Origin of the sequence: Nonomuraea sp. NPDC049646, assembly GCF_044465525.1 — a bacterium.
In the GTDB taxonomy this organism is placed as follows: domain Bacteria; phylum Actinomycetota; class Actinomycetes; order Streptosporangiales; family Streptosporangiaceae; genus Nonomuraea.
This window is the reverse complement of the sequence record NZ_JBITLU010000010.1, coordinates 253,175-279,245: the sequence shown is the minus strand read 5'-3', so window position 1 is coordinate 279,245 and position 26,071 is coordinate 253,175. Positions and strand designations below refer to the sequence as shown.

The 26,071-nt window shown below is 72.5% G+C and carries 24 protein-coding genes; 7 read left to right on the top strand and 17 right to left on the bottom strand.

The window, feature by feature from the left end; translation table 11 throughout:
- Window positions 1-12: 12 nt before the first annotated feature.
- The 5 genes from ACIBQ8_RS29820 to ACIBQ8_RS29800 form a co-directional block, all read right to left on the bottom strand.
- Window positions 13-435 (bottom strand): roadblock/LC7 domain-containing protein, encoded by a 423-nt coding sequence (locus ACIBQ8_RS29820; RefSeq protein WP_357971168.1) that lies wholly within the window; start codon window positions 433-435, stop codon window positions 13-15.
- A 21-nt stretch (window positions 436-456) separates the two neighbouring features.
- Entirely contained in the window at window positions 457-3,330 is a 2,874-nt protein-coding gene (locus tag ACIBQ8_RS29815; protein WP_397193498.1) for a nitrate- and nitrite sensing domain-containing protein, read from the bottom strand.
- A 224-nt stretch (window positions 3,331-3,554) separates the two neighbouring features.
- On the bottom strand, window positions 3,555-5,780 hold the full coding sequence (locus ACIBQ8_RS29810; RefSeq protein WP_397169507.1) for a [protein-PII] uridylyltransferase: 2,226 nt from the start codon (window positions 5,778-5,780) through the stop codon (window positions 3,555-3,557).
- The gene (locus ACIBQ8_RS29805) at window positions 5,777-6,115 is read right to left on the bottom strand and encodes a P-II family nitrogen regulator (protein WP_352321406.1); all 339 of its coding nucleotides are present in this window, start codon (window positions 6,113-6,115) and stop codon (window positions 5,777-5,779) included. The genes ACIBQ8_RS29810 and ACIBQ8_RS29805 overlap by 4 nt, the downstream gene beginning before the upstream one ends.
- Window positions 6,112-7,428, bottom strand: coding sequence for an ammonium transporter (locus ACIBQ8_RS29800; RefSeq protein ID WP_397169509.1), 1,317 nt, complete (start codon window positions 7,426-7,428; stop codon window positions 6,112-6,114). The genes ACIBQ8_RS29805 and ACIBQ8_RS29800 overlap by 4 nt, the downstream gene beginning before the upstream one ends.
- Before the next feature lie 192 nt (window positions 7,429-7,620).
- Between ACIBQ8_RS29800 and ACIBQ8_RS29795 the strand changes: the two genes are divergently transcribed.
- Window positions 7,621-8,541: an ABC transporter substrate-binding protein gene (locus tag ACIBQ8_RS29795; protein WP_397169511.1), complete on the top strand. Its 921-nt coding sequence runs from the start codon at window positions 7,621-7,623 to the stop codon at window positions 8,539-8,541.
- Here the strand turns inward: ACIBQ8_RS29795 and ACIBQ8_RS29790 are convergent.
- Together ACIBQ8_RS29790 and ACIBQ8_RS29785 are read right to left on the bottom strand one after the other, a co-directional pair.
- Complete coding sequence (locus ACIBQ8_RS29790) at window positions 8,525-9,289, bottom strand: MOSC domain-containing protein (protein WP_397193497.1); 765 nt, start codon at window positions 9,287-9,289, stop codon at window positions 8,525-8,527. The two genes, ACIBQ8_RS29795 and ACIBQ8_RS29790, sit on opposite strands and share 17 nt — an antisense overlap.
- A 10-nt stretch (window positions 9,290-9,299) precedes the next feature.
- Window positions 9,300-10,103 carry an alpha/beta fold hydrolase gene (locus ACIBQ8_RS29785; RefSeq protein ID WP_397193496.1) on the bottom strand — a complete coding sequence of 268 codons (804 nt, stop codon included), beginning with the start codon at window positions 10,101-10,103 and terminating at the stop codon, window positions 9,300-9,302.
- Between the two features lie 79 nt (window positions 10,104-10,182).
- Here ACIBQ8_RS29785 and ACIBQ8_RS29780 point away from each other — a divergent pair, with 79 nt between their 5' ends.
- Window positions 10,183-10,749, top strand: a complete 567-nt coding sequence (locus tag ACIBQ8_RS29780; protein ID WP_397169517.1) for a TetR/AcrR family transcriptional regulator — start codon at window positions 10,183-10,185, stop codon at window positions 10,747-10,749.
- Window positions 10,750-10,899: 150 nt separating this feature from the next.
- On the opposite strand, the gene ACIBQ8_RS29775 is transcribed toward ACIBQ8_RS29780, so the two are convergent.
- From ACIBQ8_RS29775 to ACIBQ8_RS29755, 5 genes are all read right to left on the bottom strand, one after another.
- On the bottom strand, window positions 10,900-11,841 hold the full coding sequence (locus ACIBQ8_RS29775) for a sigma-70 family RNA polymerase sigma factor (protein ID WP_352350215.1): 942 nt from the start codon (window positions 11,839-11,841) through the stop codon (window positions 10,900-10,902).
- A gap of 106 nt (window positions 11,842-11,947) precedes the next feature.
- Entirely contained in the window at window positions 11,948-13,093 is a 1,146-nt protein-coding gene (gene hutI / locus ACIBQ8_RS29770) for an imidazolonepropionase (RefSeq protein WP_397193495.1), read from the bottom strand.
- Window positions 13,090-14,412: a formimidoylglutamate deiminase gene (locus ACIBQ8_RS29765; protein WP_397193494.1), complete on the bottom strand. Its 1,323-nt coding sequence runs from the start codon at window positions 14,410-14,412 to the stop codon at window positions 13,090-13,092. Before ACIBQ8_RS29765 ends, hutI begins: the two co-directional genes overlap by 4 nt.
- Complete coding sequence (locus ACIBQ8_RS29760; RefSeq protein WP_397193493.1) at window positions 14,403-15,572, bottom strand: allantoate amidohydrolase; 1,170 nt, start codon at window positions 15,570-15,572, stop codon at window positions 14,403-14,405. Before ACIBQ8_RS29760 ends, ACIBQ8_RS29765 begins: the two co-directional genes overlap by 10 nt.
- 33 nt (window positions 15,573-15,605) lie before the next feature.
- On the bottom strand, window positions 15,606-16,292 hold the full coding sequence (locus ACIBQ8_RS29755) for an SDR family oxidoreductase (RefSeq protein WP_397193492.1): 687 nt from the start codon (window positions 16,290-16,292) through the stop codon (window positions 15,606-15,608).
- Window positions 16,293-16,347: 55 nt separating this feature from the next.
- Between ACIBQ8_RS29755 and ACIBQ8_RS29750 the strand changes: the two genes are divergently transcribed.
- The 3 genes from ACIBQ8_RS29750 to ACIBQ8_RS29740 are packed head-to-tail and all read left to right on the top strand — an operon-like array spanning window position 16,348 to window position 18,589.
- Entirely contained in the window at window positions 16,348-16,881 is a 534-nt protein-coding gene (locus tag ACIBQ8_RS29750; RefSeq protein WP_397169525.1) for a PadR family transcriptional regulator, read from the top strand.
- A gap of 11 nt (window positions 16,882-16,892) precedes the next feature.
- Window positions 16,893-17,843 (top strand): ATP-binding cassette domain-containing protein, encoded by a 951-nt coding sequence (locus ACIBQ8_RS29745; RefSeq protein ID WP_397170694.1) that lies wholly within the window; start codon window positions 16,893-16,895, stop codon window positions 17,841-17,843.
- Window positions 17,840-18,589, top strand: coding sequence for an ABC transporter permease (locus tag ACIBQ8_RS29740; protein WP_397169527.1), 750 nt, complete (start codon window positions 17,840-17,842; stop codon window positions 18,587-18,589). Before ACIBQ8_RS29745 ends, ACIBQ8_RS29740 begins: the two co-directional genes overlap by 4 nt.
- On the opposite strand, the gene ACIBQ8_RS29735 is transcribed toward ACIBQ8_RS29740, so the two are convergent.
- The 3 genes from ACIBQ8_RS29735 to ACIBQ8_RS29725 form a co-directional block, all read right to left on the bottom strand.
- Complete coding sequence (locus tag ACIBQ8_RS29735) at window positions 18,569-19,402, bottom strand: MurR/RpiR family transcriptional regulator (RefSeq protein WP_352326830.1); 834 nt, start codon at window positions 19,400-19,402, stop codon at window positions 18,569-18,571. The two genes, ACIBQ8_RS29740 and ACIBQ8_RS29735, sit on opposite strands and share 21 nt — an antisense overlap.
- Window positions 19,403-19,470: 68 nt before the next feature.
- Entirely contained in the window at window positions 19,471-21,120 is a 1,650-nt protein-coding gene (gene hutU, locus ACIBQ8_RS29730; RefSeq protein ID WP_397169529.1) for a urocanate hydratase, read from the bottom strand.
- Window positions 21,121-21,290: 170 nt separating this feature from the next.
- A complete protein-coding gene (locus ACIBQ8_RS29725) occupies window positions 21,291-23,000 on the bottom strand; it encodes an ABC transporter ATP-binding protein (RefSeq protein ID WP_397169530.1) in 1,710 nt (569 codons plus the stop codon).
- Between the two features lie 225 nt (window positions 23,001-23,225).
- On the opposite strand from ACIBQ8_RS29725, the gene ACIBQ8_RS29720 reads away from it, so the two are divergent.
- Window positions 23,226-23,801, top strand: coding sequence for a PadR family transcriptional regulator (locus ACIBQ8_RS29720; RefSeq protein WP_397169532.1), 576 nt, complete (start codon window positions 23,226-23,228; stop codon window positions 23,799-23,801).
- The gene (locus ACIBQ8_RS29715; RefSeq protein WP_397193491.1) at window positions 23,798-24,607 is read left to right on the top strand and encodes an SGNH/GDSL hydrolase family protein; all 810 of its coding nucleotides are present in this window, start codon (window positions 23,798-23,800) and stop codon (window positions 24,605-24,607) included. Before ACIBQ8_RS29720 ends, ACIBQ8_RS29715 begins: the two co-directional genes overlap by 4 nt.
- Here ACIBQ8_RS29715 and ACIBQ8_RS29710 read toward each other — a convergent pair.
- Entirely contained in the window at window positions 24,574-25,266 is a 693-nt protein-coding gene (locus tag ACIBQ8_RS29710) for a hypothetical protein (RefSeq protein WP_397169536.1), read from the bottom strand. The two genes, ACIBQ8_RS29715 and ACIBQ8_RS29710, sit on opposite strands and share 34 nt — an antisense overlap.
- Before the next feature lie 35 nt (window positions 25,267-25,301).
- Window positions 25,302-26,060 (bottom strand): hypothetical protein, encoded by a 759-nt coding sequence (locus tag ACIBQ8_RS29705; RefSeq protein ID WP_397193490.1) that lies wholly within the window; start codon window positions 26,058-26,060, stop codon window positions 25,302-25,304.
- Window positions 26,061-26,071: the final 11 nt, after the last annotated feature.

Sequence of the window (26,071 nt, the reverse complement as noted above, 5' to 3'; positions counted from 1 at the left end):
AGTTCCATCACATCACCGGGTCCTGGCGGCCTGGAGTTCGGCGCGCAGGGCCGGCGTGAGCGCCTGTCCCGCTCTGTCTACCAGCAGCGTCATCTGGTACGCCACCAGCCCCATGTCACAATCAGGACCCGCCAGCACCGTGAGCACGGAGCCGTCGCTGATCGCCATGACCAGGAGCAGCCCGCGCTGCATCTCGACGACGGTCTGCGACACCGCGCCGCCCTCGAACACCCTGGACGCGCCGACCGTCAGGCTCAGCAGCCCGGCGGAGACCGCCGCGAGCTGGTCGGCCCGGTCCGGCGGGAAACCCTCGGAGGCGGCCAGGCACAGGCCGTCCGCCGAGACGACCACGGCGTGCGCGACCCCCGGAGTGTTGCGCACGAAGTCGGTGATCAGCCAGTCGAAGCGGTTGGCCTCATGGCTCAGCGTTGTCACGCATCCTCCCCAGCGGGACGCTTACTCACTCTGTTCCTCCTGTCCACGTACTTCCTGGCGGCCCCGTCGCACACCCTTCTGGTAGCTGGCCATGCGGCTGCGCATCCGGTCGGCTGAGACCGGCGGCGCCGGCGGCGGCGACTGCTGAGCCTGCTGCTGAGCGGGCTGGCTGGCCGTGCCGGGGACCAGATTGGCCTTGGGGGTGCGCTTGGGGAGCCCCGCGGCGGTCACGCCGCCGAGGCTGGGCTCGCTGGCTTTGGCCGCCGCACGCCAACCGGCGTCCGCGGCCGTCTGCCACGCTTCCTCCCCAGAGGGTACGGCTTGCGCGGGCCTCGCCTCACCGCCGTTCTCGCCGGACGAGGACGCCTCGGGCGCCGGCTCCCCCGGCGGCCTGCGGAACCACGCGGACTCCACCGACGCGAAGATCGGCAGAAACTCCTCCTGCTCCAGCTCCATCGGCGAGACGTCCACCGAGGGCGCCGGATCGGGACGGCGTACGTCGTTCGTCCCGTAGTTCGTCGCGTACGGCGGCGGCGTCGGGAACGCCCCGTTGCCGCTCGCCGGGTACGACGGGAACGAGCCGGTGCCCGACGGCAACGACGGGTAGGCCCCGGAGTCGAACGAGGACGGCTGCCGCCGGTAGGAGCCGCCGTCGGTGTCGGCCGTGAAGCCGTTGACCGGACGGCCCGGGTCGGAGTTGAACGCCCCGAGCCCGTGCCTGGGCGCCGGCGGCGGGTTGTCGAAGGACGGCGGCCCCGAGGGCGCGCTGTCGAAGGACGGCGGCCCGGCGGCCGCGCTGTCGAAGGCCCCCGGGGGCGCAGCGGGCATGGCGGGCGCGGCGGGCGCCGACGGTCCGGTGCCGAACCTGGCCGGGGCGCCCGGAGCCGGCCTGGCCCCGTTCGCCTCGACCGAGTCGAAGCTGCCGAACGACCGGAACGAGCCGTTCGGCGCGGGCGGCGGCACGGTCCCGCCGCCGAAGGCCGGGCGCTGCGGCAGCGGCTGCTGCATGTTGTCGGCGATCAGCGTGGGCGGCAGCAGCACCATGGCGATCAGGCCCTCGCCCTCGCCCTTGCGCAGCTGCACCCGGATGCCGTGGCGCAGCGCCAGCCGGCCGACCACGAACAGGCCCATGCGGCGGGAGACCGACACGTCCACGACGGGCGGCTCGGCCAGGCGGCGGTTGGCCTCGGCCAGCTCCTCCTCGGTCATGCTGATGCCGGAGTCGCTCACCGACAGCAGCGCGCCGCCGCCCTCGATGAGGCTGCTGGAGACCAGGACCTGGGAGTTGCTCGGGGAGAACTGGATCGCGTTCTCGACCAGCTCGGCCACCAGGTGGACGAGGTCGTTGGCGGCGCTGCCCTGCACGGACGTGGCCCGGTGGACCTTGACCTGGACGCGCTCGTAGCCCTCGACCTCCGACAGCGCGGCGCGCACGACGTCGACCAGCTTGGCCGGCTGGCTGCGCCGGCGGGTGGCCTCGTGGCCGGCCAGGACCAGCAGGTTCTCGGAGTTGCGGCGCATGCGGGTGGCCAGGTGGTCGAGCTTGAACAGGTCGGCCAGGCGGCCGCCGTCCTGCTCGCCCTTCTCCAGGCCGTCGATCAGCGAGATCTGCCGCTCGACCAGCGTCTGGGTGCGGCGCGAGAGGTTGACGAACATCGAGCTGATGTTGCTGCGGAGCTCGGCCTCCTCGCCGGCCAGGCGCACGGCCTGGCGGTGGACCTGGTCGAAGGCCCGCGCGACCTCGCCGATCTCGTCCTGGCCCTCGACCTCGATCGGGCGGACGTCGGTGCTGGCCTCGCCCGAGACGCGGAGCTGGCGGACCACGTCGGGGAGCCGGAAGCCGGCGATCTCCAGGGCCTCGGTGCGCAGCCGGCGCAGCGGGCCGACCATCGAACGGGCGATGGCCACGGTGAGCAGCAGCACGACCAGCAGCAGCGCCAGGATCAGCACACCGGCGATGATGGCGTTGCGGATCTCGGACTCGCGCAGCTCCTGGCTGCGCAGGTTCACCTTGTCGGCGAGGTCCTTCTCGATCTCGTGCAGGACGCCGATGGCGACCTTGTTGTCGTTGAACCACTGCTCGCGGGCGTTGGACCGGGAGGAGATCAGGTTGTCGGCGATCCGCACGCCCGGGGCCCGGCCGCTGGCCAGGGTGACCGCGCGGGCCTTGGTGAGCTGGACGTTGACGTACTCGTTCTTGCCGGTCAGCAGCTTGGACAGCTGCAGGCCGATCTCGACGCCGGCCTCGGCGCCCACGGTGGCGATGTCGCTCTGCTCGCGGGCGTTGGAGGCGATGAACCGCTCGACCTCCTTGGCGTCGACGCGCTCGACGTTGTAGGAGTTCTTCAGCAGCTGCACGCGCTGGCGGGACATCTCCTCCTTGGCCTGCGCGAGCGCGCTCAGGGCGCGGAAGTGGCCGATGATCTGGGAGTCGTCCGACAGCAGCGCGAGTTCGTCGTGCAGCTTGAGCAGGGTGTCGGTGAGGAAGTCGTACCGGATGGTGTCGGCCTGGCCCTCGGCGCGGATCTTGGACAGCCGGTTGAGGTCGTACTTGGCCTGGCCGGCGGCCTTCACGACGCGTTCGCCGTAGGACTCGTCCATGGTGTCGAGGTCCGCGCGGACGCTGGTGACCAGCTTGTCCACCGCGGCCTTGTACTCGGCGAGCTCGCCGGCCTTCGACTTGCGCAACTTGGGATAGGCGCCGATCCAGCCCCCCGTGTCACGCTCCAGGCCGAGTGCCTGCACCAGGTCCCGGATCCGGCCGGACTGCTCGGCCGCGGTGGCCGTGCGGTCGTAGTCGCCGATGCTCTGGACCGAGCCGACCACACGCGCTCCCCCGAGCACGACGCCGGCGATGGTGGGCACGAGGATGAGCGCCGTCAGACGCCATCTCACGCGCCAGTTGCGCAGGCCGAGGCGAGGCAGCGACCGCTTCCCGCGGTCCCGCCTCGCGGCATGGCCGCTGTCGGAGTTCCCCGTGATCACTGCTTTCGCTACCCCTCAATCGTCCCGTTCAACGACGGGTGTCAAAGCCGTCCACAAGGTATCCGCAGCATCCGACTTAACAGGCATTTCGGACACAATCGTTACATATGTGACCGACAGTTGTTCACTGTTGGTTATCGCAGTGCGGCCAGCACCTGATCGTGGACTTGAGCTCGCTGCGCGCTGTCGCTGAGGGGGCGACCGGCGCGGTCCACGACATAGAAGACGTCCACCGCCTCCGCGCCGAGAGTCTCCACGCGGGCGGCTCTCACGTCAAGACCGCACTCCCCGAACGCCCGTCCGATGCGCCACAGGAGCCCCGGCCTGTCATGGGCCCTGACTTCCACCACGGTGGCCGTCGCGGAGGCGTCGTCCACCAGTGTCACCCGAGGTGGAGCCACAGGTACCCGCGGCGGCCGCACGGACCTGGTCCGGCGGGCCAGCCGCTGCTCGATGTCAAGACGGCCGGCAAGGACGAGACGGAGGTCGGCCTCCAGGGTGGCGGGGTCGGGCGGCGAGCCGTACTCGGGCACGACGGCGAACTCGATGACCGCCGTGCCGCCCGCCGAGGCGGCCGAGGCCGAGCGGACGACCATCCGGTGGGCGGCCAGCACCCCGGCGGCGCTCCACAGCAGCCCGGCCCGGTCCGGCGCGACGACGGTGACCGCGCCGCCGTTGACGCGCACCGCGCCGCCGCCGTGCCGGGCCAGCGCCGCCTGCTCGGGCGGGATCGAGGGCGCCCTGGGCGGCGGCGCGCCCGACAGCACGGACCTCACGCGGCGGACGAGGTCGGCGACCAGCCCTGCCTTCCAGGCGTTCCAGGCGGCCGGCCCGGTCGCGTTGCCGTCGGCGACGGCCAGCGCGGCCAGCAGGTCGAGCACCTCGCGGGAGCCGACCGTGGCGGCGACCTTCTCGATCGTGACCGGGTCGTCGAGGTCCCTGCGGGTGGCGGTCTCGGGCAGCAGCAGGTGGTGGCGGACGACCGTGGCCAGCGTCTCGACGTCGCGGGCGGGCAGCCCCATGCGGCGGGCGATGTCGCGCACCACGACCTCGCCCGTCGCCGAGTGGTCGCCCGGCCAGCCCTTGCCGATGTCGTGCAGGAGCGCGCCGATCAGCAGCAGGTCGGGACGGGAGACCTCGCGGGCGTGGCCGGCGGCGTTCGCGGCGGCCTCGATCAGGTGCCGGTCGACGGTGAAGCGATGGATGGGGTTGCGCTGCGGACGGTGCCGCACGCGCTCCCAGTCAGGAAGCAGCTTGACAAGCACGCCCGCCTGGTCGAGCTCCTCCCACACCGGCACGGCGGCCCGTCCCGCGCCGAGGATCGACACCAGCGCGTCGCGCGCCTCCTCCGGCCACGGCACCGGCATCGAAGCCGACTGAGCAGCCAGGACGGACACCGTGGCGGGCGCCAGCGGCAGCCCGGAGCCGGCCGCCGCGGCGGCGGCCCGCAGCACCAGGACGGGGTCCTTGCGCGGGTCCGCGCCCCTGGCGAGCACCACCTCCCCGCCGTGCTCCACCACGCCGTCGGCCAGCGGACGGCGCCCGCGCGGGACCGGCCCTGACAGCAGCCTGTCAACCGTGCGCCAGGTGGCGTCGAAGGCGTGGGAGACGGTCCGGCCGGCCTCGGCGAGCCGGCGCATGAGGGCCTCGGCGTCCAGCAGGCCGAGCAGCCCGGCCACCGCGTCCTGCTCCTGGAGCACCAGCCGGTCGGCGCCGCGCGCGGTGACGACGTGCAGCGCGTGCCGCACGTCGAGGATGAACTCGTGGGCCTCGCGGGCCCGCGGTCCCGGCGCCGAGGCGACCCACGCCGCCGCCACGGCCTGCATCGCCTGGACGTCGCGCAGCCCGCCGCGGCCGTCCTTGAGGTCGGGTTCGAGGAGGAAGGCCAGCTCGCCGCTGACCTGCGCCCGCCGGTCGGCCGACGCGCGCAGCTCGCCCAGCCTGCGCCGCGAGTCGGCCCGCCACTCGGCCAGCACCGCCTCCCTGGCCCTCCGGGTCAGGTCGGGGTCGCCGGCTACGTGCCTGGCCTGGATGAGGCCGAGCACGGCCTTGAGGTCCTGCCTGGCCACGGCCACGGCCTCCGCCACGGTCCGCACGGAGTGGTCGAGGCCGACGCTGGAGTCCCAGATCGGGTACCAGATGCGGTCGGCGATCCGCGCGACATCGGCCCGGCCGTCGTGCAGCAGGACCAGGTCCAGGTCGCTGCCGGGGGCCGGCTCGCCGCGGCCGAGGCTGCCGACGGCGACCAGGGAGACCTGGTCGCCGTCGCTCGCCGTCCTGAAGAGGTCCTTGAGCCAGCGGTCGGTGTCCGCGGTCCGCTCCTTGCGGGCCGCGGCGTACGAGCGCGCCTCTCCTCTCACAGGGCCTCCGGCCCTCGCTCTCCGGTGCGTACGCGCACGGCCGTGTCGACGGGCACGGACCAGACCTTGCCGTCGCCGATCTTGCCGGTGTGCGCCGCCTTGACGATGACGTCGATGACGTCCTCGGCGTCGTCCTCCTCGGTCAGCACCTCCAGGCGCACCTTCGGCACCAGGTCCACCTGGTACTCGGCGCCGCGGTAGACCTCGGTGTGGCCGCGCTGGCGGCCGTAGCCGCTGGCCTCGCTGACCGTCATGCCCTTGATGCCGAACTGCTCCAGCGCCGCCTTGACGTCGTCGAGCTTGAACGGCTTGATGATCGCGGTGATGAGCCTCATGCCTCCACCTTCTTGGGTGCCGGAGCCGGGGTGAGCGGACCGTTCGGGGTGGTCACGCCGGAGGCGTAGACCGTGCCGAGGTCGTACCCGGTCTCGGCGTGCGTGGTGACGTCGATGCCGGTGAGCTCGTCCTCGGCGGAGATGCGGAAGCCCATCGTCCTGTCGATGAGCTTGCCGACGATCCAGGTGGCGACGAACGAGTAGCCGCCGATCGCGACCGGGCCGAGCACCTGGAGCCCGAGCTGGCCGAGGCCGCCGCCGTAGAACAGGCCCTTGCTCTGCTGGTCGAGGAAGGGATAGGCGGCCAGGAAGCCGAGCGAGACGGCGCCGATGACGCCGCCGACCAGGTGCACGCCGACCACGTCGAGCGAGTCGTCGAAGCCCAGGCGGTACTTCAGGCCCACGGCGTAGGCGCACACGGCACCGGCGGCCAGGCCGATGACCATCGCGGCCCACGGGTCCACGAAGCCGCAGGCCGGCGTGATGGCGACCAGGCCGGCGACCGCGCCGGAGGCGACGCCGAGGCTGGTGGCGTGGCCGTCGCGCAGCTTCTCCACGACGAGCCAGGCCCCCGCGGCGACCGCCGTGGCGATCTGGGTGTTCATGAACGCCAGCCCGGCGGTGCCGTCCACGGCCAGCTCGGAGCCGGCGTTGAAGCCGAACCAGCCGAACCACAGCAGGCCCGCGCCGAGCAGGACCAGCGTGAGGTTGTGCGGCCGCATCGGCTCCTTGCGCCAGCCCTGGCGCTTGCCGAGCACGAGGGCCAGGGCCAGCGCCGCGGCGCCGGCGTTGATGTGCACGACGGTTCCGCCGGCGAAGTCCTCGATGCCCATGGTGTTGAGCCAGCCGGTGCCCCACACCCAGTGGGCGACCGGGAAGTAGACGACGGTGGCCCAGATGACGCTGAACAGGATCCACGCGCCGAACTTCGCCCGGTCCGCGATCGCGCCGCTGATCAGGGCGACGGTGATGATGGCGAACGTCAGCTGGAAGGCCGAGAAGACCAGGCTCGGCATGCCTGTGCCGTCGTCCTTGGTGGCCGTCTCCACCAGGCTCTGCAGGCCCAGGGCGTCGAAGCCGCCGACGACGTTGTTCAGCAGCGAGCTGCCGTTGTCGGTGAAGGCGAGCGAGTGCCCGAACAGCACCCAGGCCACGGTGACCGTGATGATGGCGCCGAAGGACATCATCATCATGTTCAGGACGCTCTTGGCCCTGGTCATGCCCCCGTAGAAGAACGCGAGACCCGGAGTCATCAGCAACACCAGCGCGGTGGCCGCGAGCATCCAGGCTGTGGTGCCGCTATCGATCTTCACGACGCGACCCTCCTTACATGTGACGTGTGGCCACAGCGTGTTCGGCCGGGGTTTCGTGGCTCGACCTGCAGTGTTTCGCGCCGGTGAATCTCGTCGGCACGGTGTTTCGGGTAGGTTTCGGCCCCTTCACACGCGCCGATCCGGTCATGAGATACTTAGGATTGCCTAACCTAATAGATCAAGGAATCCCTCATGCGTCTCCGGCTTCTGGCCCTGCTCCCCGTCCTCGCCCTGGCCGCCTGCGGCACCTCCACCGGCACGGAGGACGCCGGCCCCACCCGGACCGTCAAGCACGCCATGGGCGAGACCAAGGTGCCGATGACCCCCAAGCGGGTCGTCGTGCTCGACACCGACAAGCTGGACACGATGGTCTCCCTCGGGATGGCCCCCGTCGGCGCGGCCCAGGCGGGCGAGAACCAGACCTGGCCGGAGTACCTCGGCTCGGCGCTGTCGGCCACCAAGCCGGTCGGCACGCTCCAGCAGCCCAACATCGAGGCCATCATGGCCCTCAAGCCGGACCTCATCCTCGGCTCGAAGTTCCGCCAGGCCGCCTTCTACGACAAGCTCGCCAAGATCGCGCCGACCGTGTTCACCGAGAAGGTGGGCGTCACCTGGAAGGAGAACTTCCTGCTGGACGCCGAGGCCCTGGGCAAGAAGGAGCAGGCGTCCGGGCTGCTGTCGGCCTACGAGCAGCGGGCCGAGGCGCTGGGCGGGAAGTTCGGCAAGCTGTCGGTGAGCATCGTGCGCTTCATGCCCACCGAGATCCGCATGTACGGCCCCGAGTCGTTCAGCGGCATCGTCGTCGGCGACGCCGGCGTCCAGCGGCCCGAGGCCCAGCGCCTGGCCGACCAGGACGACAAGCGCTTCGGCAAGCTGAGCCAGGAGAACATCGCCAAGGCCGACGGCGACGTGGTCTTCTACAGCGCCTACGGCGAGGCCGCCGCCAAGTCGCAGGCCACGGTGACCGGCGGCCCGCTGTGGCAGAACCTCGCCGCGGTGAAGGCCGGCCACGCCCACGACGTGGACGACGAGATCTGGATGACCGGCATCGGCGTCACCGCCGCCGGCAAGATCCTCGACGACCTGGAGAAGTACCTCAGCCCGCTGGCCTGACCCGGTCGCCCCGGGCGATCCGGCCGGGGCGCAGCACCCGCGCGTAGACGCCCGCGCACGCCTGGAGCCCGGCCTCCAGCACCTGGACCCGGTTGTGCCGGGCCGGCACGCGCAGCGCCTCGGCGTCGCGGCCGAGCGTGCCGTGGGCGAGCGTCGGCACCGCGCAGCGCGGGCTGGCCACGATGACCTGGAGCACGACCTCGTCTCCAACGTGCAGTTCGCGCCCCACCCAGTCGTTCTCGGCGAAGCCCGCCGCCTCCGTCCTGATGATCAGGTTGGGCCGGTAGCGGAGGGCTTCGACGTGCCCGCGCGGGCTGAGCTCGCCGATGCGCTCGATCGTCGAGGTGGAGATCAGGTGCAGGGGCGCGAAGTCGAAGAAGGTGCCCTCCGGCGCGGCCCCGCCGAGCGTGCCCACCGTGTACGGCACCTCCGCCTCGATGCCCTCGGCCAGCACCCGTTCGGGCACCGACCGCTCCAGCTCGGCCCCCTCCGGCGGCACGTCGATCAGCCGCACCTCGCGGCCGAGCAGCTTCGACAGCTCCTCGTCGCCCGGCGCGCGGGCGCCTTCGAGGGTCAGCAGGTCGCGCCAGAGCCGCGGATTCTTGGCGCTGGCGATCTTCCCCGTGGCGACGTCGAGCACCGCCCGGGCCCGGTCGCCGGACAGGCCGCGCTCGGTCACCTCGCTCTCGGCGATCTCCTCGCCCAGCATCGACTTCACCGGATAGCGACGCAACGTCTCGACATGCATGATCGAGAGCTTAGGCCCGGCCCCAGAAGCGGCGCAGGTGAGGGACCAGCTCGGCGGCCCGCTCGTCGGGGAAGAACAGCCGCCCGCCCTCGATCTCGACGACCTCCCGCACGCCGGGGATCGTGTCGCGCAGCCAGCGGGCCCAGCTCACGTCGAAGAACACGTCGCCGGTGCCCCACACGACCAGCGTCGGCACGGCGAGCACGGTGAGCTGCGGCTCGATGGCGACCATGTCCGCGGCGTCGATCGAGGTCAGCAGGCGTTCGAAGGCGCGTCCGCCGCCCGGCCCGGCCAGGATCGGGCGCAGGTAGGCGTCCACCAGCGCGGCGGGGTCGTCGATGTGCTCGTAGCCGGCGCCCAGGGCGGTTCCGGCCAGCAGCTCCGGGTGGTCCAGCACGGCGGCCACCAGCCCGGCCAGCTCGCCCCTGGCGGCCAGCTCCACGGTGTCCTTGAACGCCTCCGGCGGGGTGTTGGTGTGCACGTCGCAGTTGGTGAGGGTGAGCGAGCGCAGGCGTCCGGGGTGGCGTACCGCGAAGACCTGGGCGACGGCGCCGCCGGTGTCGTTGGCCACGAGGTCCACCTCCGCCAGGCCGAGCCCGGCGCACAGCTCCTCCACGGCCTCGGCCAGCGCGGGGATGGACAGGTCGTCGCGCGGCTCGCTGCCGCCGTGCGCGGGCAGGTCCATGGCCACGCAGCGGCGCTCGTCGCGCAGCTCGGCGATGACGTTGCGCCACAGGTACGAGCTGGTGCCCACGCCGTGCACGAACAGGGTCACCGGGCCCTGGCCCACGTCCACGTAGTTGATGCCGTCCATGCCGGCCTCCTCTCAATTACAGACCGACTGTCGGTCTAGGAAATTACCGACCGTTGGTCGGTTTGTCTAGAGTGAGGGCATGAACCTCAAGGCGGAGCGCGGCGCGGCCACCCGCGACAAGGTCCTGGCCATCGCCACGCGGCTGTTCGCCGAGCGGGGCTACGACGACACGTCGATCGAGACCGTGCTCCAGGAGTCGGGGCTGAGCCGCGGCGCCCTCTACCACCACTACGCGGGCAAGGACGCGCTGTTCGAGGCGGTGCTGGAGGCCACGGAGTCGGCCATCGGCGTCAAGATCGCCAAGGCGGTGCGCGGCATCGCCGACCCGGCGGCGGCGCTGCTGGCGGGCGCGCTGGCCTGGGTCAGGCTGGCGGGCGATCCGGTGATCCGGCGCATCGTGCTCATCGACGCGCCCGCGGTGCTGGGCTGGGAGAGCTGGCGGGCGATGGAGGAGCGGTACTCCTTCGGCATGCTGAAGGCGGCCCTGCAGGCGACCGGCGCGGTGCCCGACGACTACGTCGACCTGCACGCCCACATGCTGCTGGCGGCCGTCAACGAGAGCGCCCTGCTCGTCGCCAGGGGCGGCGACACGGCGACGGCGGAGGCCGCCGTGGAGGAGTTCCTGCGCCGCGTCCTCAAGCCGTAGCGGGCCCTCAGAGCCCGCGTCCTCAAGCCGTAGCGGGCCCTCAGAGCCCGCGTCCTCAAGCCGTGGCGGGCCCCCGGAGTCCGGAGACTGCCCGGAAACGGCGGCGCCGCCCGGAAGGCCGGGCGGCGGGGCCGGGCACGCGGAGAAAGGTCAGGCGGCGGCGTTGGCCATGCGGCGCAGCCGGGCCAGGGCGTCGCGCTCGATGCGGCGGGCGCGGTCGCGGCCGATGCCGTAGCGCTCCCCCACCTCGGTCAGCGTGTGCTCGCGCCCGTCGACCAGCCCGTAGCGCCAGCGCAGCATCTCGCTGGTGTCGCCCTCCAGGCCGGTGAGCCACTGGTCGAGCCGCTCGCGCTCAAGGATGTCGATGGCCTGCTGCTCGGGATCGGCCCAGGTCTCGTCGGCGATCATGTCACCGAGCTCGGTCTCGTCCTCGTCACCCACGCCGAGCTGCAACGACACCGGGTCGGAGGCCCAGCGGCGCAGCTCGCGCACCCGCTCGATCGGCAGGTCGAGGATCTCGGCGAGGTCGCCGTCGGTCGGCTCGGCGTCGAACTCGGCCAGCATGTCGCGGCGCACCCGCATCAGCCGGGTCATCTGCTCCCCGGCGTGCGTCGGCAGCCGGACCGGACGGGCCTGCTCGTGGATGGCCCGTCCGACCGACTGCCTGATCCACCAGGTCGCGTAGGTGGAGAACTTGTACCCCCGGCGGTAGTCGAACTTCTCCACCGCTCGGACCAGGCCCAGGTTCCCCTCCTGGACCAGGTCGATGAGCGGCATCCCCCGGCCCGAGTACTTCCGGGCCACCGCCACCACCAGGCGCAGGTTGGCCTGGATGAACTCGTCCTTGGCGCGCTGGCCGGAGACGGCCAGGCGCTCCAGCTCCTCGTCGGCCGCGTCCCCGATCCGCGGCTCGGAGCCTCCGCTGTCAAGAAGCTGCTCGGCGAACAGGCCCGCCTCGATCCGCTTGGCGAGCTCCACCTCTTCCTCCGCCGTGAGCAGCGGGACCCGGCCGATCTCGGCCAGATACGTCCCCAGCAGGTCGCGGTCAGCGACGTGCTGCTCCTGCGTGCGACTCCCCGTAGGCCTTGCCATCCCCTGGCACCTCGTTCCGCAGCTGCGTCCTATATCCGGCCAACGTCCGGCCGGAAGCAAAGATTCCCTAAACAGCTACGCCAGAGGGAGGGTCTTGAACGTCCTCCTAAAGGAGGAGACCCGCCTGAAACACCTGGTGGACAAGGGGAACACCGGGCCGGTACGCCAGGTGGACATAGGAGGGGGCGTCGAGCACGACCAGGTCCGCGCGGGCCCCCTGACGCAGCCACCCTACGTCCGTGCGGCGCAGCGCGCGGGCCCCGCCGTACGTGGCCGCGCGCACCGCCTCCAGCGGCGTCATCCCCATCTCACGCACCGCCAGCGCCACGCAGAACGGCATCGACGAGGTGAACGACGAGCCCGGGTTGCAGTCGGTGGCCAGCGCGACCGTGACGCCCGCGTCGATGAGCCGCCGCGCGTCGGGATAGGGCGAGCGGGTGGAGAACTCGGCCCCCGGCAGCAGTGTCGCCACCGTCCCACTGGAGGCGAGGGCGTCGACGTCGGCCGCCGACAGGTGGGTGCAGTGGTCGGCCGAGGCCGCGCCCAGCTCGCAGGCGATGCGCACGCCGGGCCCCTCGGTGAGCTGGTTGGCGTGCACCCGGGGCTGGAGCCCGGCCTTGATCCCGGCGTTCAGGATCTCCCTGGTCTGGTCGCCGTCGAACGCGCCGCGCTCGCAGAAGACGTCCACCCACTTGGCGTAGGGGGCGCAGGCGTCGAGCATCTCGCCCGTCACCAGCCGGACGTAGTCGTCGGCGTCGGCGCCCTCGGGGACGACGTGCGCGCCCAGGTACGTCGTCTCGTCGGTGAGGGTGGTGGCGATCTCCAGGGAGCGGCGCTCGTGCTCGGCGGACAGCCCGTAGCCGCTCTTGATCTCCACGGTGGTGGTGCCCTGGGCGAGCATCTCCTCCACCAGGGCGCGGGCGTGCGTGGCCAGGTCGGCGTCGCTGGCCGCGCGGGTGGCGGCGACGGTCGTCCTGATGCCCCCGCCGGTGTACGGCTGCCCCGACATGCGGGCCTGGAACTCGGCCGTACGGTCGCCGGCGAACACCAGGTGGGCGTGGCTGTCCACGAACCCGGGCAGCACGGCCCGGCCGCCCGCGTGCAGGCGCTCGTCGGCGGCGGGCGCCTGGGCGGCGGGGCCGACCCAGGCCACCAGGCCGTCCTCGACGACCAGCGCCGCGTCGGCGATCTCCTCGCGCTCGGGGTCGCCGGTGTAGAGCAGCCCGATCCCGTCGATCAGCGTGGTGGTCATCGCACCTTTCCTATCGCCTCGGAGAGCATGTGCCCGACGTCGCCGAGCTGGTGGCGGCCCTGCGCGACCACCCTGCGGCCGCCGGAGACCACCGAGTGCACGTCGGAGGCCGTCGCCGCGAACACCACGGCCTCCAGGCCGCCGATGCCCGCCGTACGGACCGAGTCGAGCCGGACCGAGACCAGGTCGGCCCAGGCCCCGGGGATGAGCCGGCCGGCGTCGGCGAAGCCGAGCGAGGTGTGCCCGGCGCCGGTGGCGGCGGTGAGCAGGTCGGCGGCGCTCCAGTGGCCGCGCCGCTCGCTGGTCAGCCGCTCGTCGAGCTCGACCGCGCGGGCCTCCTCGAACAGGTCGATCACGGCGTGGCCGTCGGAGCCCAGCGTGATCGGGGTGCCGCGGTCGGCCGCCGCCCTGGCCGGGCCGACGCCGTCGGCGAGGTCGCGCTCGGTCGTGGGGCACATGCAGATGGACGTGCCCGACTGGCCGAGCAGCTCCACGTCGGAGTCGGTCAGATGGGTGGCGTGCACCGCGGTCGAGCGCGGGCCCAGCACGCCGCGCTCGTGCAGGATCTGGACCGGCGTGGCGGCGTACGTCTCGGCGCAGGCGGCGTTCTCGGCGCGCTGCTCGGAGACGTGCGCGTGCAGCGGGGCGGCGTGCCGGTGGGAGAACTCGGCCACCACCGGCATCTGGTCGGGCGGCACCGCGCGCACCGAGTGGACGGCGGCCCCGATCTCCACGTCGTGCTGGCCCTCGTAGGCGGCGGCCAGCTCGTCGGCCCTGGCCGCCCAGCCCTCGGCGCTGCCGTCGCTGAAGCGGAGCTGGGTGCCCGACAGCGGCACGCCGATGCCGCCGGACAGGTAGCAGGTGTCGAGCAGCGTGATGCGCAGCCCGGCCTCGCGCGCGGCCTGGACGAGCGCGTGGCTCATCACGTTCCTGTCCTCGTACGGGCGGCCGCCGGGGCCGTGGTGCAGGTAGTGGAACTCGCCCACGCAGGTCACCCCGGCCAGCGCCATCTCGGCGTAGACCGCCCTTGCGAGCTGGAAGTAGGTGTCGGGGTCGAGCTTGCCCGCGACCTCGTACATCTGGTCGCGCCAGGTCCAGAAGTCGCCCTTGCCGCGCTGGGTGGCGCCGCGCAGGGCCCGGTGGAAGGCGTGGGAGTGGGCGTTGGCCAGGCCGGGGATGGTCAGGCCGGGCAGCCGCTCGGCCGAGCCGGGCTCCCCCCGCCCGATCCTGGCGATCCGGGCGCCCTCGACCTCGATGAGGACGCCGTGGGCGACCCCGTCGGGCAACCAGGCCTGCTCGCACCAGTAGGTCAGCGACACAGATCCTCCAGCACGTCCGCGAGTGCCACCACTCCCGCATGGCAGTCTGCCTGGTCGGCGTGCTCCTCGGGGGAATGGGACACGCCGGTGGGGTTGCGTACGAACAACATCGCGCTCGGGACGCCCGCCGTGGCGAGGATTCCGGCGTCGTGGCCCGCTCCGGTCGGCAGGATCGGCGCGGGCGTGTCGCCGCCCGCCACGCGGGCCAGCCGGTCCCTCAGCGCCGCGCCGAAGGCGACCTCCGGGGTCCACGACTCCTCGCGCACGTCGGCGCCGGCCGCCGCGGAGAGCTCCTCGACCAGGGCGCGGACCGCGGGCTCGGCCGGGCCTCGGGCGTCCAGCCAGGCGGTGACCAGGCCGGGGACGGCGTTGGCGTTGCCGGGCGAGACGTGGGTCTTGCCGACCGTGGCCACCACGTCGTGCCGCTCGGCCGCCTCGCGGGCGGCCAGCACCAGGCGGGCGAAGGGCAGCATCGGGTCGTCGCGGTCGGCCAGCCGGGTGGTGCCCGCGTGGTCGGCCCTGCCGTGGAAGTCGAACCGCCACCGGCCGTGCGGCCAGATGGCGGCGGCCACGCCCACCGGGCGGCCCTCGTGCACCAGGCCGCGGCCCTGCTCGACGTGGAGCTCGACGAACGTGCCGATGGTGGCCAGGGTCTCGGCGTCGCGGCCCAGCGCCTCCGGCTTGCGGCCGGCCCGCGCCAGGACGTCGGCCAGCGTGTCGCCCTCGTCGTCGGTGAGCGCGAGCGCGCGCTCCGGCGTGAGCGCGCCGGTGAGCAGCCGCGAGCCCATGCACGGCACGCCGAACCTGGCCCCCTCCTCGTCGGTGAAGCAGGCGACGCCGATGGGCCGGCCCGGCGTGACCTGCCGCTCGCGCAGCAGGTCGAGGGCGGCGAAGGCGGACACCACGCCGAGCGGGCCGTCGTAGGCGCCGCCGTGGCGCACGGAGTCGAGGTGGCTGCCGGTGACCACGCCGGGCTGCCGCGACGGGTCGCCCCACCAGGCCCAGAGGTTGCCGTTGCGGTCTTCCCGCAGGTCGAGCCCGCGGCGCGCGGCCTCGCCCGCGAACCACCCGCGTAGCTCCATGTCGGCGGCCGACCAGGCGTCTCTCACGTATCCGCCGGAGCGGGGATCTCGTCCTATGTGCGCGAGTGGTTCAAGCATGGGTCCACTGTAGTGAATGGATTCATTCACATGTCAGTTGGCCGGGCCCGCGCTCGGTCTGATGGTCAGTTCGGTGAGGTGGGCGTCGGGTCCGGCGTTGATCGTGGCGAGCACGGCCCGCGCGACGCTCTCCGGGGTGAGGTACTTGTCCGGCTCGTACGCGCCGCCCTCCTGGGCGCGTACGCCGCGCTGCATGTCGGTGGCCACCCGGCCCGGGTAGACGGTGGTGACCCGCAGCTCGGGCTCCTCCAGGCGCAGCGCGTCGGCGAAGGCGCGCAGGGCGAACTTGCTGGCCGCGTACGAGGCCCACTCGGGGTTGGCCCGCTGCCCCGCCCCGGAGTTCACGCAGACGACGTGCCCCCGGGCGCGGCGCAGCGCGGGCAGCAGCAGCCGGGTCAGCTCGGCGACCGCGACGACGTTGAGCTCCATGGTCGTGCGCCAGTTGCCGGCGGGCTGGTCGGCGATCCGGCCGAGCAGCGCGATCCCGGCGCTGTGCACGAGCACGTCGAGCCGCTCGACGCCGCTGACGTCGGCCTCGGTGAGCCGGGTCAGCTCGACGGGCCAGGGCCGCGCGTCGGGCAGCTCGCCGGCCAGCCTGGCGAGCGCGGACTCGTCCCTGCCGCCGAGGATGACGTGATGCGTGGGGCCCAGCGCCCGTGCCACGGCCTCGCCCACGCCGCGGGAAGCGCCGGTGACCAGCGCGGTCGGTCGTTCAGTCATGGTGCCGAGTTTATGACCTTGACGGCTATGCAAATTTGAGTACAAACTTGAGCACATGTCGGCGTCCACGCGCATCCTGATTCTCGGTTCCCTGCTCGACGGCCCCATGAACGGCTACGGCGTACGCCGCCGGCTGGAGATGATGGGCGCCGACACCTGGGCCAACGTCGCCTTCGGCTCGATCTACCACGGCCTGGGCAAGATGGCCGACGAGGGGCTGCTCGCGGTCGTCGAGGCCGGCAAGGGCGGCAAGGTCGTCTACGAGCTGACCGAGGCCGGCCGCTACGAGTTCCACCGGCTGCTCATGCACAGCTGGTCCGAGGTGAGACCCGTCGTCGACCCCTTCCAGGTCGCGCTGACGTTCATGCACCGGATGGAAAAGCAGGAGATTCTCGACGCCCTGCATGGCAGGATTCGGCAACTGCGACTGAACATCGAGACCATCGACCACGCGTACGGCACCAAGCAGCGCTACGGCGAGCCCCGCCACCTCGACGAGAACCTCCGCCTGACCCAGGCCATGCTCCAAGCCCAGCTCGACTGGGTGGAAGGCGCGATCGGCCGGGTCGAGAAGGACGAACTGCCCTGAGGAGAAAAATGATCATTGAGGCACGTGAGTTACGCAAGACGTTCACCACCAGGAGCCGCAAGGGCTCCCAGACCGTCGAGGCCGTGCGCGGCATCGACCTCGACGTCGAGAAGGGCGAGATCTTCGGCGTGCTCGGCCCCAACGGCGCCGGCAAGACCACGACGATCCGCATGCTGGCCACGCTGATCACGCCCGACTCCGGCACCGCCGTCGTCGCCGGCCACGACCTGCGCAAGGAGCCGGAGGCCGTGCGCCGCCGGCTCGGCTACGTCAGCCAGGCGGGCGGCGTGGAGGACACCACGAGCGCCCGCGCCCAGATCATGATGGCCGCGAAGATCCACGGCGTGGCCGACCCGAGGCAGGCGACGGCCGACGTGCTCGACCGCTTCGACCTCGCCGAGATGGCCGACCGGCCCGGCCGCACGCTCTCCGGCGGCCAGAAACGGCGGGTGGCCGTCGCGCTGGGGCTGGTGCACGCCCCGCCGCTGCTCTTCCTCGACGAGCCCACCACCGGCCTCGACCCGCAGAACCGGGCCAACCTCTGGGACCGCATCAGGCAGCTCCGCGAGGCCGGCACGAGCGTGCTGCTCAGCACCCACTACCTCGACGAGGCCGACGCCCTCTGCGACCGGCTGGTGATCGTCGACCACGGACGCATCGTGGCCGAGGGCACGCCCGGCGAGCTCAAGCGCGAGGTCTCCGGCGACGTCGTCACGCTGCGGCTGGCCGAGCCCGAGCGGGCCGCCGAGGCGCTCAGGCCGCTGGCCCGCGAGGTCCGCCTGGACGAGGACGCCCTGCGCGTCTACGTCGACGACGGCGAGCACACGCTGCCCGCGCTGCTGCGCGTCCTTGAGGAGCAGGGCATCGGCCTGCGCTCGATCGCGCTCGACCGCTCCACCCTCGACGACGTCTTCCTGGCCAAGACCGGCCGGTCCCTGCGCGACACCGGAGCCGCCGCATGATCCGCCACATCGCCCTGTTCACCGGCTACGAGCTGAAGAAGTCCTTCAGCAACCCCGTCTGGCCGCTGTTCGGCATCCTGCAGCCGGTGCTCTACCTGCTGATGTTCGCGCCGCTGCTCAAGGACCTGACGCCGGGCCGCAGCACGGTCGACGCCCTGCGCATGTTCACGCCCGCGTCGATGATGATGATCGCCGTGTTCGGCTCGCTGTTCTCCGGGTTCGGCCTGATCGCCGAGCTGCGCAACGGCTCGCTCGAACGGTACGCCGTCAGCCCCGCCTGGCGGCCGGCCATCGTGCTCGGGCGGGTGGCCAAGGACATGGTCGTGCTGGTCTGCCAGGCGGTCCTGGTGCTGGTCGTGGCCGTGGCCATGGGCGTGCGGATCGGCGGCGTCGAGCTGGTGCTGGTGCTGGCGCTCATGGCGGCCACCGGGCTGTTCGCCTCGGGGCTGTCGCAGGGGCTGGCGCTGACCGTGCGCGACGAGAACGGCATGTCGCAGACGCTCAACCTGTTCATGCTGCCGATCATGCTGCTGGCCGGGCTGTTCATCCCGATCTCGTTCGCGCCCGGCTGGATGCGGGCGATCGCGCCGGTCAACCCGCTCTACCACGCGGTCGAGGCCGGGCGGGCGCTGTTCGCCGGGCGGCTCGGCGACTCGTCGATCCCGATCGCGTTCGGGCTGTTCATCGTGCTCGCGGTGCTCACGACGATCTGGTCGATGCGGTCGCTACGCAGGATCGCCGGGTAGGAACGTGCCGGCCTCGTCGGTCATCCGCTCGTACTCCTCCAGCCTGGCCCTGGTACGCAGCGGGGCGGCGTCGGCCATGGCCTCGACCAGGGCCATGGCGAGGGCCAGGGGGGCCGCGTGGGAGTCGAACACCAGGCGGTCCCCGACCGGGCCGTCGAGCACGACCTCGGCCGGGAAGTCCGGTCTGTCGGTGATGGCGGCGACGCGCAGGCCGAGCTTCCCGGCGTACTCCAGCGCCTGCACGACCTCGGCCGGGTAACGCGGGAGCACCACCGCCACCACCCACTCCGCGCCCGCCCGCCGTGCCGCGTGCAGCCCCTCGACCAGCTCGGAGCCGCCGTGGGTGAGCAGGCGCACGTCGGGGTGGATGCGCCTGGCGTAGTAGGCGAAGGTGGTGGCCAGGCCGCAGGAGACCCGCAGGCCCAGCACCGGCAGCGGCTCGGTGGCGGCGAGCTGCTCGCCCAGCTCCTTGAGCGGGAGGGCGGCCAGCCGCTCGCGGACCACGGCGAGGTTGCGGATCTCGCTGTCGATGGCGTTGCGCAGCAGGCTCTCCTGGGGCGCGACCACGCCGCCGCCGAGCACCAGCGGACGCAGCGCCTGGCGCAGCTCGGGATAGCCGGCGAAGCCGAGCACCATGGCGAACCTGGTCACCGAGGGCTGGCTGACCCCGGCCCGCTCGGCCAGCTCGACGCTGGACAGGAAGATCGCCTCGTCGAGGTGCTCGCCCAGGTAGTGGGCGATCCTCCGCTGCACCGGCGACAACCTCCGGCCGTCGAGCAGCACGCCGAGCCCACCGTGATATCCGTCAGCCACGCCACCTCCAACACTGCGCCACCGGCATTCTCATCCCCCGCGCCGCGCGGGGGACGGCGACGGCGGGGTCAGGACTCGCGCATGGGGATGCGCACGCCACGGGCCTCGGCCACCTCGGCGGCCTCCTCGTAACCGGCGTCGACGTGCCGCATCACGCCCGTGCCCGGGTCGTTGGTGAGGACGCGGTTGAGCTTCTCCCCGGCCAGCGCGGTGCCGTCGGCGACCGTGACCTGCCCGGCGTGGATGGACCGGCCGATCCCCACGCCGCCGCCGTGGTGGATGGACACCCAGGCCGCGCCGGAGGCGGTGTTGAGCATGGCGTTGAGCAGCGGCCAGTCGGCGATGGCGTCCGAGCCGTCGGCCATGGCCTCGGTCTCCCGGTAGGGGGAGGCCACCGACCCGCTGTCCAGGTGGTCGCGGCCGATCACGATCGGCGCCTGGAGCTCGCCGGAGGCCACCATGTCGTTGAACCGCTCGCCCGCGACGTTGCGCTCGCCGTAGCCGAGCCAGCAGATGCGCGCGGGCAGGCCCTGGAAGTGCACCTTCTCGCCGGCCTGCGCGATCCACCTGGCCAGCGGCTCGTTGTCGGGGAACAGCTCCAGGATCGCGCGGTCGGTCGCGGCGATGTCGGCCGGGTCGCCGCTCAGCGCGGCCCACCGGAACGGGCCCTTGCCCTCGCAGAACAGCGGCCTGATGTACGCCGGCACGAACCCGGGGAAGTCGAAGGCCCGCGTGTACCCGGCGAGCTGGGCCTCCCCGCGGATGGAGTTGCCGTAGTCGAACACCTCGGCCCCGGCGTCCTTGAAGCCGACCATGGCCTCGACGTGCCGGGCCATCGACGTGCGCGCCCGCTCGGTGAAGCCGGCCGGGTCCTTGTCGCGCTCGGCGGCCATGTCCTCGAAGGCGACGCCGACCGGCAGGTACATCAGCGGGTCGTGCGCGGAGGTCTGGTCGGTGACGATGTCGATCTCGGCGCCCCCGGCCAGCAGCTCGGGCAGGGCCTCGGCGGCGTTGGCCACGACGCCGATGGACAGCGGGCGGCGCGCGTCGCGGGCCTCGTAGGCCAGCCGCAGCGCCTCCTCCAGGGAGGCCGCCTGCACGTCGAGGTAGCGGTGCTCGATGCGGCGGGTGACCGAGCGGGGGTCGCAGTCGATGCAGATCGCGACGCCGCCGTTCATGGTGACGGCCAGCGGCTGGGCGCCGCCCATGCCGCCGAGGCCGGCCGTGAGGGTGATCGTGCCGGCCAGCGAGCCGCCGAACCGCTTCGCGGCGACGGCGGCGAACGTCTCGTACGTGCCCTGGAGGATGCCCTGGGTGCCGATGTAGATCCACGAGCCGGCGGTCATCTGGCCGTACATGGTGAGGCCGGCGGCCTCCAGGCGGCGGAACTCCTCCCAGTTGGCCCAGTCGGGGACCAGGTTGGAGTTGGCGATGAGCACCCGCGGGGCCCACTCGTGGGTGCGGAAGACGCCCACCGGGCGGCCCGACTGGACCAGCAGCGTCTCGTCGCCCTCCAGCGTGGTCAGGGTCCTGACCATGGCGTCGAAGGAGGGCCAGTCGCGGGCGGCCCTGCCGGAGCCGCCGTAGACGACGAGCTGCTCGGGGTGCTCGGCGACCTCGGGGTCCAGGTTGTTCTGGAGCATGCGGAGCGCCGCCTCCTGCGGCCACCCCTTCGCGGTGATCGTGGTGCCTCGCGGTGCGCGCACGCTGCGGCTCATGGTGACCCTCCTGAATGAACACATTCACCTTTGTCACCCGAAGACTACGGTGGACCGCGTCCAGCGGTCCACCGCAGGCAGCAGGCAAAGCCTGCGCCTACGGTCCTCAACGCGCAGCGGTCCACCGTAGACGGCAGGCGAAGCCTGCGCCTACGGTCCGCCGGCTTCGTCTAGCTCGTGAGGAACTGGGTGGCGGCTAGTTCGCGGTAGAGGTCGTCGCCCGCGACGAGTTCGGCGTGGGTGCCGACCGCCCGTACGCCGCCCGCCTCCATCACCACGATCCGGTCGGCGTTCGTGACGGTGGACAGCCGGTGGGCGATGACCAGCACGGTCGTCTCGGCCGCCACCTCGGCGATGACCTCGCGCAGCCGCAGCTCGTTGACCGCGTCGAGCTGGGACGTGGCCTCGTCGAGCAGCAGCAGCCTGGGCCTGCGCAGCAGCGCCCTGGCGATGGCGACCCGCTGCCGCTCGCCGCCGGACAGCAGCACGCCGCGGTGGCCCACCGCCGTGTCGAGCCCTTCGGGCAGCCGGGCGACCAGGTCGTCGAGGCGGGTGCGGGTGACGGCGCGGCGCAGTTCGTCCTCGGTGGCGTCCTGGGCGGCGAAGAGCAGGTTCTCGCGCAGCGTGCCGGCCAGGACGGGGGCGTCCTGCTCGACGTAGCCGAGCGCGGCCCGCAGCTCGCCGAGCGGCCAGTCGCGGATGTCCCTGCCGCCGATGGAGATCAGGCCGTCCTGGTGCTCGTAGAACCGTTCGAGCAGGGCGAACACCGTGGACTTGCCCGCGCCCGACGGCCCGACCAGCGCCGTGAGCCCGCCCGCGGGCACCTCGAAGGTGACGCCGTCGTGCACGGCGGGGCGGTCGTCGCCGTACCGGAAGACGACGTCCTGGAAGCGCAGGCCCACCGGCGTGCTCGCGGCGGCCGGGACGGCGGCGCTGACCGGCTCGCCGGGCAGGTCCTCGATCTCCTTGATGCGCCGCATCGCGGCCAGCCCGTTCTGGAGCTGGACGGCGCCCTGGACGAGCTGCCCGATCGGCGGCACCAGGTAGAACAGGTAGAGCAGGAACGCGATCAGCGACGAGACCTCCAGCACGCCCGACGCCACCCGCGACCCGCCGACGGCCAGCACGCACAGGAAGGCGATCTGCACGGCCATCCAGGTCGCCACGCCGGCCAGCGACGTCCAGCCGGCCACCTGGAGCCCGCGGTCGCGGGCGCGCTCGGCCGCCTCCCCGACGACCGCGATCTCCCGCTCCTCCGCGCCGCTGGCCTTGACCGTCCGGTACGCCTGCAGCGCCCGGTCCAGCACGGCCCCCATCTCGCCGACGGCCTCCTGGGCCTGCGTCTGCGCCCGCTGGATGCGCGGCATGATGAGCGCGACCAGGCCGCCGATCACCACCACGACGAGCAGCGTGACCAGCAGCAGCACGCCGTCCATGGTGGCCATCATGACGATCGCGCCGACCAGCATGAAGACCGCGCTGACCGACTCGACGATGCCGTTGGTCAGCACCGCGCGCAGCAGCGTCGTGTCACTCGTCACCCGCGACATCAGGTCGCCGGGCTTGAGCCGGTCGACGTCGGCGACCCTGAGCCGGAGCATCCGGTCGACGAGCCTGCGCCGCGCGCCCAGCACGACGCCCTCGCCGGTGCGTTCCATCAGGTAGTTGCCCCCGGCCGAGACGACGGCTCCGACGAGCACCGCCACGGTCAGTCCTAACAGCGGCGCGGCCAGCGACTGGTCCTCGCCGAAGGCGTCCACGACGTACTTGGCCAGCAGGGGCATCGCCAGCCCCGCCACCGAGCCGATCAATCCAAGCAGACCGCCCGCGATCAGGACTTTCCGGTGCGGCCTGATGTAGGCCAGCAGCTCTTTGAGCACCCCAACTCCTCTCACGACATTTCTCGAAATTCCCCAACGAACGGCGCAGCACGATCCGCACCGCCGCGCCAGGGTCAACTTAGATTGACGACCAAAGTATGTCAACTTTCGTTGACGCCTCCTCCTTGAGAAGGAGACGCACGGGTGATCGCCGCCCCCTGGCACCGGGATCGGCGGCGGCCCTATAGTCATGTCCATGAGTAGTCATGTTCTTGAGCGTCGCTGATGGCGTTGCGGCATGCCGTGCTGGCGGCGCTGCTCGACGGCGAGTACAGCGGCTACCAGCTCACCAAGATCTTCGACGTCGGCGTCTCCAACTTCTGGTACGCCGCCCCCCAGCAGCTCTACGCCGAGCTGACCAGGCTGGAGGCCGACGGCCTGGTCACCGGCCGGGAGGTGGTCCAGCGCGGCCGTCCGAACAAGCGCCTGTTCGCCGTCACCCCGGCCGGCCTGGACGAGCTGGCCGCCTTCGCCGCGGCCCCGGCCAAGCCGTTGCTGCTCCGCGACGACCTGGCCGTCAAGGTCCACGCGGCCGACCGGCTCGACCCGGCGCCGCTGATCGCCCAGCTCCTCGACCGCGCCGGGGAGGCCGCCGCCAAGCTCGCCTTCTTCGAGAAGACCCTGCTGCGCCTGCGCGGCGACCGCGACGAGGAGTCGTTCCTGCGCGAGGGCGAGCGGGTCGGCCCGTACCTGTCCTGCCTGGCGGGCTGCCGCCTGGAGCGGGAGATGCGCGACTGGTGCCTGAGCACCGCCCGGACGCTCGGCGAGCGTGCCGCCCGCACCCCTGAGGAGAACCCGTGACCTACACCCGTTACGTCGCGCTCGGCGACAGCCAGACCGAGGGCCTCGGCGACGGCGACGACGTCCTCGGCCACCGCGGCTGGGCCGACCGGCTGGCCGAGCACCTGGCCCGCGGCAATCCCGGCCTGCTCTACGCCAACCTCGCCGTGCGCGGCCGGGTGGCCGCCCAGATCCGCGCCGAGCAGCTTCCGGCCGCGCTGGAGCTCCGTCCCGACCTGGCCACGGTGATGGCGGGCATGAACGACGTCATCCGTCCCGGTTTCGACGCCGCCGCCGTGGCGGCCGACCTGGAGCACATGTTCGCGGCGCTGACCGGGGCGGGCGCGCGGGTGGTGACGGTGACGTTCCCCGACATCGGCAGGATCGCGCCGCTGGCCAGGCCGCTGCTGCCGCGCGTGCTCGACCTCAACGCCCGGGTGCGCGAGGCCGCCGCCCGGCACGGCGTGACGCTGGTGGACACCTTCCCCGACACGGCGGTGACCGACGCGCGGCTGTGGAGCTCCGACCGGCTGCACGCCAGCCCGGCGGGGCACGCCAGGTTCGCCGCGGCGGTGGCGTACGCGCTGGAGCTGCCCGGCAGCGACGACAGCTGGAACCTGCCGCTGCCCGTGCTGCCCCCGCCCGGCCGCCTGCGTACGGCGGCGGCCGAGGCCCGCTGGCTGGGCTCGTTCGCCGGGCCGTGGATCGCCCGGCGCCTGCGGGGCCGCTCGTCGGGCGACGGCCGGGTGTGCAAGCGCCCGGCGCTCGCGCCGGTGCTCCTGGGCCTGCCGGATCAGTCGACCTCGGGCAGGTCGGGGTCGTCGTAGTCGGCGTCGCCGTCGTCGGCCCTGCGCAGCTTGATGTCCTCGGCCCACTCGCGGGCGAAGGCGCGGATGTCCGCGATGTGCCGTTCGTCCAGGCCGTGGGCCTCGAAGCGTTCGTCGCTCATGAGCTCGACGAACTCCAGCCGCATGAGCAGCTCCTGCGGCGAGAAGTCGTCGAGGTGGACGGCGGCCAGGCGTTCGAGGTCGCGGAAGGAGAACACGTGGGCCGCCGAGGCCGCGTCGGCGACGTCGGCGGGCAGCCCCCTCTCGTGCAGGTCGCGCACCCGCAGCCCGATCACGTCCGCCGGGGCCGCCACCGGCAGGCCGTCGCACACGACCGGGGGCTCGCGCAGCGCCTCGCGGGTGAGGACGATCTCGGCCTCGCGCCCGCCGGCCGGGTCCGTGACGGTCAGGCGGGCCGCCCACGCGGCGCTCTCGGCGACCTGCGCGACCAGCCCGCCGGCGCGCAACGCGGCCACGACGTCGTCGGCGGCGGACGGCAGCGGCCGTTCGGCGGCGGTCACCAGGTCGAGCCCCTCCACCAGGCGGTCGGTGAAGCCGTGGGCCCGCAGTGCGTGGCCGCCGGCCAGCAGCAGCCCGTGCCGCTCGCCGGCCGGCGACAGGGCCCGCAGCAGGCGCTCGGGGAACGGCGGTAAGCGCATCAGAGCGCGACGGGGGGCGCGAGCGGTGTCATGGGTCAAGTATGCCGACGGCCGCGCCGGCTGGAGGGCAGGTCGTGCCGCCCGGACAGGAACTCCTGGAAGGCGATCTTGGCCCTGATGACCGGCCGCCGCCAGCGTTCCTCACGGTGGACGGCGGTGGCCAGCTTGCGGGGCGAGCGTCCGCCGCGGAAGAACCAGCGGGCCCACGGCGAACCGGGACGGGCCAGGCGCACGGCGCCCACCACGAGCAGCAAAGGCAGGAACAGCCCCGCCATCCCGGTCCAGATCTTGCCCTTGAGCAGCGTGACCACCGCCAGCGCGAGGTTGCCCACGATCAGCACCGCCGGGTTGACCGGCGTGCCGTAGTCCCAGGTCAGCGGGCGCAGGCCGATGAGGAGCAGGCCGGTCACGGCGACGGCGATGAAGACCGCGTCCACCGAGGTGCGCCCCTCCTCCTCCCAGTAGACGTCGTGCAGGTGCAGGATCAGCGCGAACTCGTCCAGCACGAGCGCGGAGCCGACGCCGAACACGCAGGCGGCGACCACCTGCCCGGCCTGCGCGGCGCCGTTGACGACGAGCCCGGTCACGCCGCCGATGAGCATGAGCACGACGCCGAACACGACGTGGTGGATGTGCATCTCGCCCACGTTCACGTTGCGGAACCAGCCGACCTTGGCCCTGATCAGGCGGACGTTGATGCGGGTGGCGATGAACGCCACGATGAGCGTGACGAAGTAACAGAACAGCGGCAGCCGTCCTGTGGTGACGATGTTGCTCTGGAACCAGTTCCCCATGACCTTAGAAG